Below are 9,343 nucleotides of genomic sequence, written 5' to 3'. Positions count from 1 at the left end.
ACGCTCCGCGCCGCTTCCGCGACCACCCCCAACTCTTCTCCCAAAGGGACTCTGTGGTGTTCAACTCCAGAAAGCTGATGATCGGACTCGAACCGACGACCTGCTCATTACGAGTGAGCTGCTCTACCAACTGAGCTACATCAGCAGGGCTTTGAAGTGAGGATTGGATAGGAGAATCCGCAGACCCACCGGTGGGCCTATCGATTCTAACTCATCCTTGCCTTGCTCGGGATCCCCAGCGCCATAGCCCCAAAGATAGCCCCAACGTCAGCCACGCCAGCCAATCCCCCGCGCGATTGTAGAAAGTTGTCTCAGAGCGCCGCCTCACCTCTCCCGTGATCACCCCCCGCTGAAAGATGGGGCCAACCTGCTGGAGCCGACCTGAGGGATCCACCACCAGATTGCCGCCTGTGTTATTGACAAACACCACGCTACGCCGATTTTCCACAGCCCGAAAAACCGAGAGCTGGCCATGCAACATCGGCCAGTGGCTATTACCAAACCAGCTATCATCCGAAATCACGATCAAAGACTCGGCGCCGCGACGGGTTAAAGTTCGGCTGGGCGCAGGCAAGACGCTCTCCAAGCAGATCATCACCCCCAAAGGCCCGAAAAGCTCCCCTCCGTCCAGAGGCCGATAGCCATCGGGTGAAGGCACGTAGCGCCCCGACTCGAAATAGGGAAAGATCCACTGCTTGCCAAACCCATCCAGCAAGTTGCCCTGGGCGTCAAACAACAGGGCCGTGTTAAAAAATCGCTGCTCTGGCTCCGGCAAATGGGCTGTGCGGGGATCCGGCTCTGTTGCCCCCGTAATCAAAGCGCCTTCCGGCGGCAGAATCGCTTGCATTGGCTCGATCACGTAGGGTTCCAGGCCAGTATTCAGCAGCCGTGCCCGCAGCGCCCCCTCCGGCCAAATCACCAACTGTGCCCCAGCAGCCACCCCCTGGGCAGAAAGCTGATGCAGCTCCCGGTAGCGCTCCAGGCGGTAGTTCCAACTGCGATCGGCTTCCAGCCAAGCCACCTGCTGCACTGCCGCTACCCGAAAGTCAGGATCCCTGTTTTCGACGGCCAAGGCATCGAAGTCGGCCAGGCGTGCGCTTCCATAGGCCAAGACCAGCCCCGTCAACCCCAGGCCGCAGGCGAGCGTACCCCAGAAATCCCTGTTCCTGAGCATCTCACCCAAAACGTTTCTCAGGGATCCCCCAGCCGCCTGCCACCGGCTAGAAATCTGCCTGGCCATCTGCCAAAGAACCCCATTGACGAACACGGCATAGAAGGTAACCCCCCAGATCCCGGTGACATCGGCCACCTGGATCCCGAGGGGCCAGTCGAACAACAGGGATCCCCAGTGGAAAGGGATGGGCCACCAGAGCAAGCCCAACAGCCCATCCAAGCCCGTCCAGACCGTGGCCAAACCCAGCGGACGTGCCCAAACCGGCAGGGGACGACTCAGTTGCAAACTCAGGAGCGTAGCAGTGGTGAAAAAGAGGGGGATCAGGGGAGCCACCACCACGCCCCCCAGGATCTCCCAGGCGCTCAACACCTTAACCGAGAAGGGATCCACCCAGAAGGCATACAGGCAAACCCAAAACCAGAGGCCATAGGCCAAACGCCACCGCGCCCACCCTTGCCGTTGCTCGCACAGGCCAAACAGCAGGGCTAAGCCCAGCAGCGCTCCCGGAAACCAGTGCCACCAGCGGTTGGGGGATCCCAGACAAAGCAGCGCAATGGCCAAACCCATCAGCCAGCGGGATCCCTCGCCTGGGTTTCTCTTTTGGGGCAGATCCTGCTGTTGATTTGAAGATTTCAGTTCCGGCTTCATCACCTCAATAAAGTTCAGCCTATTCGGGAAACCCCACGTAATGCCCTAGGATTGAACACGCCCTTGCCAACAGCTCTTCTCCAGAGTAGCGTTTTGCAGCAGCCGGGAATATCTCCTGGAGCACAGAACTCCTACTGCTTGAATCTAAAGCTGTGTTAACATTTTGCATAACTTCAGGGGGCTGGCGCCTTCCGGCTTAGGTTGGGGATCCCGTCAGCGGTGCGCGGCACTATGGGCAAGGTTTTGGTTTTGAATGCCTCCTACGAGCCGCTCAACATCACCAGTTGGCGCAGGGCAGTCGTTCTTTTGCTTAAGGGCAAGGCCGAGCAAATCGAGCACAATGGCCGAGTGGTGTACGGCAACATTCCCTTGCCCACCGTCATTCGTCTGCGCCACTATGTCCACGTTCCCCACAAGGAGATCCCGCTTACGCGCCGCAACGTCCTCTACCGGGATGGGCATCGTTGTCAGTACTGCGGCTGCTTCGGCGAAGATCTCACCCTGGATCACGTGATCCCTCGGTCTCGTGGCGGCGGGGATACTTGGGAAAATGTGGTCAGTGCCTGTGTGCGCTGCAACGTGAAAAAAGGGAACCGCACCCCCCGCGAAGCCGGTATGCCCCTGTTGCGCCAACCCCGCCGTCCCCACAGCACCCTCTACTTTGAAATCTCCAAAGCCGTCGGCAGTGGTTCCCACCGAGAATGGTCTAAGTACACCATCGGCCTAGAAGGGGATCCCCAGGAGGAATTGTTGGACAGCCCAAGCTAGACGGGCCGCCTAGGGATGGACTTCCGATACAGGGGCAGCTTTGGAAATGGGGGGAGAAGTGGTGGCCGGGATCCCGGTCTCGATCCACCGGTGAATCAGGGCATTGACCTCTTCGGGGCGCTCATCGTGGGGGCAGTGGCCAGCCTCCAGGAAGTATTCCACTGCTTGAGGGTAGTGGGCCCGGTATAGCTTAGAGCGTTCCCGCGCCCGCATCCAGGGATCCCGTTCTCCCCAGATCAACAACAGCGGTCGCACCAAGCTGCACAGCAGCTCATCTACATAGCGTCCCTTCTGCCCACCTCGCATCAAGGCCACAAACACATCGGCAGCCCCCGGATCCTGGGTGGGGCGATGGATGGCCTCGACCAGCTGATCGGTCACGGCTGCCGGGTCGTAGTAAACCTGCTTCAGCTTGGCTCGGATCACGTGCGGCTGCCGCAAATACTGAAACAGCAGGTAAGACACCAGGCGCTGGCGCAGGCCCCAGCCCACCAATCCGCCTATCCATTGCCGCCATCCGGTCGGGGATCCCTTGAGGGTGGAAAACCCACCTGCCCCATTCAAAAGCACCACGCCCCGCACCCACTCCGGCCACTCCGCCGCAAAACTGAGCACCACATAGCCGCCCAGGGAGTTGCCGATCCCCACCACAGGCCGACGGATTACCTGTTGGCAAAAGTCCCGCAGCTGATCCCGCCAGATTTCGGCGCGGTAGTCCCAGTTGGGCTTGGCGGAGCGACCGAAACCCAGCAAATCGATGGCGTACACCTGGTAGTGTTGAGCCAATTCGGGAATGTTCTTGCGCCAGTGGTCGGTGGAGGCTCCAAAGCCGTGCACCAGAAGCAGAGGCTGCCCCTGCTCACCCTGTTTGACGTAATGAACTGACTGCCCCCGCCAGATCCACTGCGCCGAAATGGGAGTGGCCGATGCCGATGTCGAAGCCATAGGAGTTGCTTGTAGGCCTTTCTTAATTCTAGGTTCTTTGCAGCTACTCCGGGGGGAAGCCCACCCTCTACGGGCAACGTAAGAGCAGTGGGCCTGTTAGACATAACCTCTGCTTTTTAGGCTTTGTATCACCAGGTCAATACATTCGGGGATGCTTTGCTCGGCAGTTTTGCACACCACCTCCGGCTGTTCCGGCGGCTCGTAGGGATCGTCAATACCGGTAAAGTGCTGGATTAAGCCTGCCCGCGCCTTTCGATAGAGGCCCTTCACATCCCGGCGTTCGCACACCTCCAGGGGGGCATCCACAAAGACTTCGATAAAGCTGCCAATATACTGCCGTACCTCCTGCCGTGCTGCCCGATAGGGGGAAATGGCCGACACCAGCACAATCACCCCGTGCCGAGTCAGCATCTCCGCCACAAAGCCGATGCGGCGAATGTTCTCATCCCGATCCGCTTTGCTGAAGCCCAGACCCTTGGTGAGATGTTGCCGCACCACATCTCCGTCGAGCACCTCCACCGGCAGCCCCCAAGCGCGCAACTGCTGGGCCACGCCGCAGCTTAGGGTGGTTTTGCCCGCCCCGCTCAACCCTGTAAACCAGACCGTTACCCCCCGCCGCGACATCTGTCTGTTTGCTTCTGTCTGTTTGCTGTGGATCCCTGAATCTTGGGCCCTGCCAGAATATCATCTCCAAAGCAGGGTGGTACACTCGAAACACGGCTTGCACAGCCCCAAAGTGCTCTGCGCCGCCGACACGACAACAATCCTTCACCGGCCATGTCCCCCCTGACTTCGCCTCTTGCCAGTGCCACTTCGGGATCCCCGACAACTGCCGAGCTGTTTGCCGAGCATGTGATGGCCACCTATGGGCGCTATCCCCTGACCTTGGTGCGCGGGCAGGGGTGTCGGGTTTGGGATGAGCAGGGGCGCGAGTACCTGGACTTTGTGGCCGGCATTGCCACCTGTACCCTGGGGCATGCCCACCCGCTGTGGATTCAGGCGCTCACCGAGCAGGCACAACAGTTGCACCATGTTTCCAACCTTTACTACAACCAGCCGCAGGCACAACTGGCTCAATGGCTGACCCAGCACTCCTGTGCCGACAAGGTGTTTTTCTGCAACTCAGGGGCGGAAGCCAATGAGGGAGCCATTAAGCTGGCTCGCAAGTATGCCCACGCGGTGCGCGGGATCCAAGATCCGATGATCCTCACCGCCCATGCCAGCTTCCATGGCCGCACCCTGGCCACCATTACCGCCACCGGCCAGCCCAAATACCAAAAAGACTTTGCCCCTCTGGTGCCCGGCTTTGATTACGTTCCCTACAACGACATCGAGGGCACAGCAGCGGTGTTGGAGCGCTGGGGCGAGCGGGTGTGTGCCGTGCTGTTGGAGCCGTTGCAGGGGGAAGGGGGGGTTGTGCCGGGGGATCCCGCCTATTTTCAATGGTTGCGCCGGATCTGCAGCGAGCGGGGCATTCTGCTGATTTTGGATGAGGTGCAGGTGGGCATGGGCCGTACCGGCATGCTGTGGGGCCACTGTAACCTGGGGGTGGAGCCGGATGTGTTCACCTTGGCCAAGGGCCTGGCCGGTGGGATCCCCATCGGGGCCTTGTTGGCGAAAGACTTTTGCGCCGTGTTTCAGCCGGGGGATCACGCCAGCACCTTTGGGGGCAACCCCTTGGCTTGTGCGGTGGGCCTGGCGGTTTGCCGCACGCTAATGTCGGAGAGTTTGGTTTGGAATGCCCAGCAGACAGGGGTGTATCTGCGTCAGGGGCTGTCCCGCTTGGCGGAGCAGTTTCCGCAGCTCGTTGAGCAAGTGCGGGGCTGGGGCCTGATTCAGGGCTTGGTGGTGCGCATCCCGGCGGCTGAAGTGGTCAAGGCAGCCATGGACTGCGGGCTGTTGTTGGTGCCGGCAGGATCCCAGGTGGTGCGCTTTGTGCCCCCCTTGATCGTCACCCCGGCAGAAATTGACGCGGCTCTAGCGATGTTGGCATCGGCTTTGCAAAGGTTGGCCGCCTCCCTTGGCCATTCCGGGGCAGCCTAGCCTCGCCAGACTTGCCGCAGAAATGCCTGCAACTGCTGTCGGGCAGGGAGCTCGTGGGGAGCGGGATCCCTTGCCTGTTCCAGAAGGGGCAATACCTCCTCCGCATAGGCCGGAACAAAGCCGGCAGCAGGCCAGAGCAAATCCGAGGTGGCCCGCAGGTTGAAGACTTGGGATCCCTGCCTGAGCAGGAGAGGCCGCACCCAGAGCAGCGGCGGGGTGTCAGAGCCTGCCTCAAGACTGTGGCGAGAAACCTGAATCAGCTCCACATAGAGGGTGGCCTGCGACCCTGGCAGGGCGAGAATGGGACGGGGTGAGGGGGGAGTGCTGCCCACCTCCACCGGGGCAGGCAAAGGGCGGCTTCTGAAAGGGATATTCTCCACAGAGCCACATCGGGCGGGCAAACGAGGCAACAGGGTCATGCAATCGTTAACTGAAGACGATATGGACTGTACTGATCCTAATCGATGGCCTCCTTACTTTTCTTTGGCAGGCGGGTTGGCCGGGGATCCCGTCTTTGCGGGCATTTCGTGAACCCGATTTTGTGGCATGGTGCTAGGTAGCTTTCTGATCAGACTTGGACGGATCCCGCCATGATGCACACTTTTGTCCCGCCCCACCGCTTTTTCCCCTACCTGACCTGGACGGAGATCCAGGCCATGCCCGACAAAGAGAACGTGGTGATCATTCAGCCGGTTGCCTCAATCGAGCAACATGGGCCCCACCTGCCCCTGGTGGTGGATGCCTGCATCGGCACGGCGATCATTGGGCGCGCCATGGAGAAGCTGGAGCCTGAGATCCCGGCCTATGTTTTGCCCACCCAATGTTACGGCAAAGCCAACGAGCATTGGCATTTCCCCGGCACCATTACCCTCTCGGCTCAAACCCTGATGGCGGTGCTGACAGAAGTGGCAGAGAGCATCTACCGAGCTGGGTTTCGCAAGCTGGTGTTCCTCAATTCCCACGGTGGCCAGCCACAGGTCCTGGAGATTGTTGCCCGCGATCTGCACCAGAAGTATGAAGATTTCATGCTGTTTCCGGTGTCGGTCTGGCGCGTTCCTCACGAAGGACGAGAGCTGTTTACCGAGAAAGAACGGGAATTGGGCATTCACGCCGGCGATGGGGAGACCAGTATGCTGATGCACCTTTTGCCGGACACGGTGCGAACCGACCGATTGGTCTGCGAATATCCCCACGATCTGCCGGAAAACAGCCTGCTCAGCATGGAAGGGCGGATCCCTTTCGCTTGGGCAACTCGCGATCTCACCCAGAGCGGAGTTTTGGGCGATGCCACCGCCGCCACGCCGGAGAAAGGCAAAGTTTTGGTGGAGTCCATGTCTGACGGCTGGGTGCGGCTGATCCGAGATCTGCACCGGTTCCAGCAGCCCAAGGCTTGGCGCAAAGCCCCGCTGCTGGTCTAGGGATCCAGGCAAAAGACCTACGGCCTGCTTTGTGAAAGGCTTTCGCCAGAACTGGCCGACCAAGATACGACCTGCTGACGCGATCAGGGCAGCTTTTTGCTGGGCTGCTGCGAACTCTATCTGCCCAATGGGAAAGGGTGATACCTTGGCCCCAGAACACACCCGTTCTGGTGGAAATGGGGTGGATTTGGGCAAAGTTCACCTGGCCACTGCCCATGAGGGTATGGATATCTTCATCGCTAACGGTCAGGAGCTGCAGTCGAAGCGGCAGTACCCGGAAAGCCGAAGGGGAAGCTGGCCCAGTTGCTGCGTTGCAGGCAAAAGGGTTCGCGGCGGTATCGCCGACTGGTTCGTCATCTTTCCTGTCGGGCCCAAGCTGTTCGCCTCTGGCGGCGGGGAGCGCTTGAAAGAATCCTCGCCCTCTGGGTCAAGACTCAATTAACCAACGGCTCCAGCCCCCGCAAACACGCTGCCAATGCGGCGCATTGCCTCTTCCACGTTGGCGCGGCTGTTGAAAGCGGACAGGCGCAGATAGCCCTCTCCGGCGCTGCCGAAGCCAGAGCCAGGGGTACCCACCACATGGCAGGTGTGCAGCAGCTTGTCAAAAAACTCCCAACTGCTCAGCCCATCGGGTGTTTTCACCCAGACGTAGGGGGCATTCACGCCGCCATAGACTTGGATCCCCACTTCGGCCAACTGCTGGCGAATGATGCGGGCATTTTCCAGGTAAAACTGCACCAGACCTCGCACCTGCGCCTGCCCCGCTTCGGAATAAACTGCCTCTGCCCCTCGTTGCACAATGTAGGACACCCCGTTGAACTTGGTGGATTGACGGCGATACCACAAGCTCCACAGATCCACCCAGGATCCATCGGCAGCTTGCCCCCGCAAAGACTTGGGCACCACCGTAAAGGCACAGCGGGTGCCGGTAAACCCAGCGGTTTTGGAAAAGGAGCGGAACTCGATGGCACATTCCCGCGCCCCTGGAATCTCGTAAATGGAGTGGGGGATCCCGGGCTCGGTGATATAGGCTTCGTAGGCGGCATCGAACAGGATCAGGGAGCCGTGGGCACGGGCATAGTCCACCCAGTTTTGCAGATGCTCCCGTGTGGCCACTGCGCCTGTGGGGTTATTGGGGAAGCAGAGGTAGATCACATCCACCTTTTGGCTGGGCAGGCTGGCGGTGAAGTGATTTTCGGCAGTGATGGGCAGATAGACCAGGCCCTCGTATTCGCCGCGTTCGTTGGCCGGCCCCGTATGGCCCGCCATCACGTTGGTGTCCACATAAACCGGATAGACAGGATCCGTGATGGCGATGGTGTTGTCGTGGCCGAGGATATCCAGGATGTTGCCGCAATCGCACTTGGAGCCATCGGAGACGAAGATCTCGGAAGCGTCGATATCGCAGTTGCGGGCCTGGAAGTCGTGCCGGGCAATGGCCTGGCGCAGCCACTCGTAGCCCTGCTCTGGCCCATAGCCGCGAAAGGTGGCCCGTTCCCCCATTTCCTCCACCGCCCGGATCATGGCCGTTCGACAGGCTTCCGGCAGCGGCTCGGTGACATCGCCAATGCCCATTTTGATAATTTGAGCTTCGGGATGGGCGGTGGCAAAAGCCTGCACCCGCCGGGCGATCTCGGGAAAGAGATAGCCGGTCTTGAGCTTGAGGAAGTGGTCGTTGATCCTGGCCATGGAGGTTTGCCGAAGAGGAGGTCATCGGCTTTTCAGTGTAGCTGTTCGCGCTAGCGGGGCGGAGTCCTTAGCCGGTTCCGGGCCAGAACTCTTCTACGTCGCGGTTCCCCTGCCCATAGCAACAACCCCGGCGGAGGCGGGACGGAGTAGGATGCTACCTTGGCAAAGATCCTTTGGAGAGCAGGGATGAAGCAGCAGAGGGGAATGGCTCGGCACGAGAGGTGGGCGGTGGGCCTGTTGGCGATCTGGGTTTGGCTGAGCTGGGGGATGGGGGCCTGGTCTGCTCCCCTTTGTCGGGATCCCCTCTTGCTGCGGCAGATCTTGGCAGCTCTGGGCCGCCCGGAGGTGAAGGTAGAGGAGGTGGCCCTTTTTGATCCGGATCAGTGCCTTGTCCAACTGGTGCTGGATCGTCAGGGGTTGAGCGGATCCCTGCCGCCCGAAATAGGCCAATTTCGCCGGTTGCGAGCCTTGTCCCTCAGCCACAACCAACTTTCCGGCCCCCTGCCGCCCGAGCTGGGGCAACTCAGCCAGTTGGAAAACCTGTTTCTCGACTACAACGAATTCTCCGGCTCCATCCCATCCGAGCTGGGGCAGCTGCGCAACCTGCGCGGCCTGTTTTTGGATCACAACCAGCTCTCTGGGCCTATTCCCCCCCAAC

At 60.2% G+C, this 9,343-nt stretch carries 9 protein-coding genes, 1 tRNA gene and 1 pseudogene; 5 read left to right on the top strand and 6 right to left on the bottom strand.

The features are described from left to right. Positions 1–72: 72 nt before the first annotated feature. Together NW818_RS06900 and NW818_RS06895 are read right to left on the bottom strand one after the other, a co-directional pair. A tRNA-Thr gene (locus NW818_RS06900) sits at positions 73–145 on the bottom strand. A gap of 66 nt (positions 146–211) precedes the next feature. After that, positions 212–1,822 carry a nitrilase-related carbon-nitrogen hydrolase gene (locus NW818_RS06895; protein WP_414424154.1) on the bottom strand — a complete coding sequence of 537 codons (1,611 nt, stop codon included), beginning with the start codon at positions 1,820–1,822 and terminating at the stop codon, positions 212–214. Between the two features lie 231 nt (positions 1,823–2,053). Here NW818_RS06895 and NW818_RS06890 point away from each other — a divergent pair, with 231 nt between their 5' ends. Next, entirely contained in the window at positions 2,054–2,590 is a 537-nt protein-coding gene (locus NW818_RS06890) for an HNH endonuclease (protein WP_011433030.1), read from the top strand. 9 nt (positions 2,591–2,599) lie between these two features. Here NW818_RS06890 and NW818_RS06885 read toward each other — a convergent pair whose 3' ends face one another. Together NW818_RS06885 and cysC are read right to left on the bottom strand one after the other, a co-directional pair. Further along, positions 2,600–3,535 (bottom strand): alpha/beta fold hydrolase, encoded by a 936-nt coding sequence (locus NW818_RS06885; protein ID WP_011433031.1) that lies wholly within the window; start codon positions 3,533–3,535, stop codon positions 2,600–2,602. Between the two features lie 96 nt (positions 3,536–3,631). Continuing rightward, entirely contained in the window at positions 3,632–4,159 is a 528-nt protein-coding gene (gene cysC / locus NW818_RS06880; RefSeq protein WP_414424153.1) for an adenylyl-sulfate kinase, read from the bottom strand. Positions 4,160–4,312: 153 nt separating this feature from the next. Here cysC and NW818_RS06875 point away from each other — a divergent pair, with 153 nt between their 5' ends. Next, the gene (locus tag NW818_RS06875; RefSeq protein WP_414424152.1) at positions 4,313–5,578 is read left to right on the top strand and encodes an aspartate aminotransferase family protein; all 1,266 of its coding nucleotides are present in this window, start codon (positions 4,313–4,315) and stop codon (positions 5,576–5,578) included. On the opposite strand, the gene NW818_RS06870 is transcribed toward NW818_RS06875, so the two are convergent. After that, entirely contained in the window at positions 5,575–5,997 is a 423-nt protein-coding gene (locus NW818_RS06870) for a hypothetical protein (protein ID WP_414424151.1), read from the bottom strand. The genes NW818_RS06875 and NW818_RS06870 overlap by 4 nt on opposite strands. Before the next feature lie 174 nt (positions 5,998–6,171). Here NW818_RS06870 and NW818_RS06865 point away from each other — a divergent pair, with 174 nt between their 5' ends. Both NW818_RS06865 and NW818_RS06860 read left to right on the top strand, forming a co-directional pair. Then, complete coding sequence (locus tag NW818_RS06865) at positions 6,172–6,996, top strand: creatininase family protein (protein ID WP_011433035.1); 825 nt, start codon at positions 6,172–6,174, stop codon at positions 6,994–6,996. A gap of 145 nt (positions 6,997–7,141) precedes the next feature. Beyond that, entirely contained in the window at positions 7,142–7,438 is a 297-nt protein-coding gene (locus NW818_RS06860; RefSeq protein WP_148202718.1) for a hypothetical protein, read from the top strand. Here the strand turns inward: NW818_RS06860 and NW818_RS06855 are convergent. Next, positions 7,435–8,685: an LL-diaminopimelate aminotransferase gene (locus tag NW818_RS06855; protein ID WP_414416394.1), complete on the bottom strand. Its 1,251-nt coding sequence runs from the start codon at positions 8,683–8,685 to the stop codon at positions 7,435–7,437. The two genes, NW818_RS06860 and NW818_RS06855, sit on opposite strands and share 4 nt — an antisense overlap. A gap of 186 nt (positions 8,686–8,871) precedes the next feature. Here NW818_RS06855 and NW818_RS06850 point away from each other — a divergent pair. Beyond that, positions 8,872–9,343, top strand: a pseudogene (locus NW818_RS06850) (hypothetical protein); the annotation flags it as partial.

The organism is Synechococcus sp. R6-5 (genome assembly GCF_047461775.1).
Lineage (GTDB): Bacteria > Cyanobacteriota > Cyanobacteriia > Thermostichales > Thermostichaceae > Thermostichus.
This window is presented reverse-complemented; position numbering and strand designations above follow the sequence as displayed.

Coding starts and splice junctions, on each gene's coding strand:
- NW818_RS06895 (WP_414424154.1), bottom strand. CDS start 1,822: ATGAAGCCGGAACTGAAATCTTCAAATCAACAGCAGGATCTGCCCCAA.
- NW818_RS06890 (WP_011433030.1), top strand. CDS start 2,054: ATGGGCAAGGTTTTGGTTTTGAATGCCTCCTACGAGCCGCTCAACATC.
- NW818_RS06885 (WP_011433031.1), bottom strand. CDS start 3,535: ATGGCTTCGACATCGGCATCGGCCACTCCCATTTCGGCGCAGTGGATC.
- cysC (WP_414424153.1), bottom strand. CDS start 4,159: ATGTCGCGGCGGGGGGTAACGGTCTGGTTTACAGGGTTGAGCGGGGCG.
- NW818_RS06875 (WP_414424152.1), top strand. CDS start 4,313: ATGTCCCCCCTGACTTCGCCTCTTGCCAGTGCCACTTCGGGATCCCCG.
- NW818_RS06870 (WP_414424151.1), bottom strand. CDS start 5,997: ATGACCCTGTTGCCTCGTTTGCCCGCCCGATGTGGCTCTGTGGAGAAT.
- NW818_RS06865 (WP_011433035.1), top strand. CDS start 6,172: ATGCACACTTTTGTCCCGCCCCACCGCTTTTTCCCCTACCTGACCTGG.
- NW818_RS06855 (WP_414416394.1), bottom strand. CDS start 8,685: ATGGCCAGGATCAACGACCACTTCCTCAAGCTCAAGACCGGCTATCTC.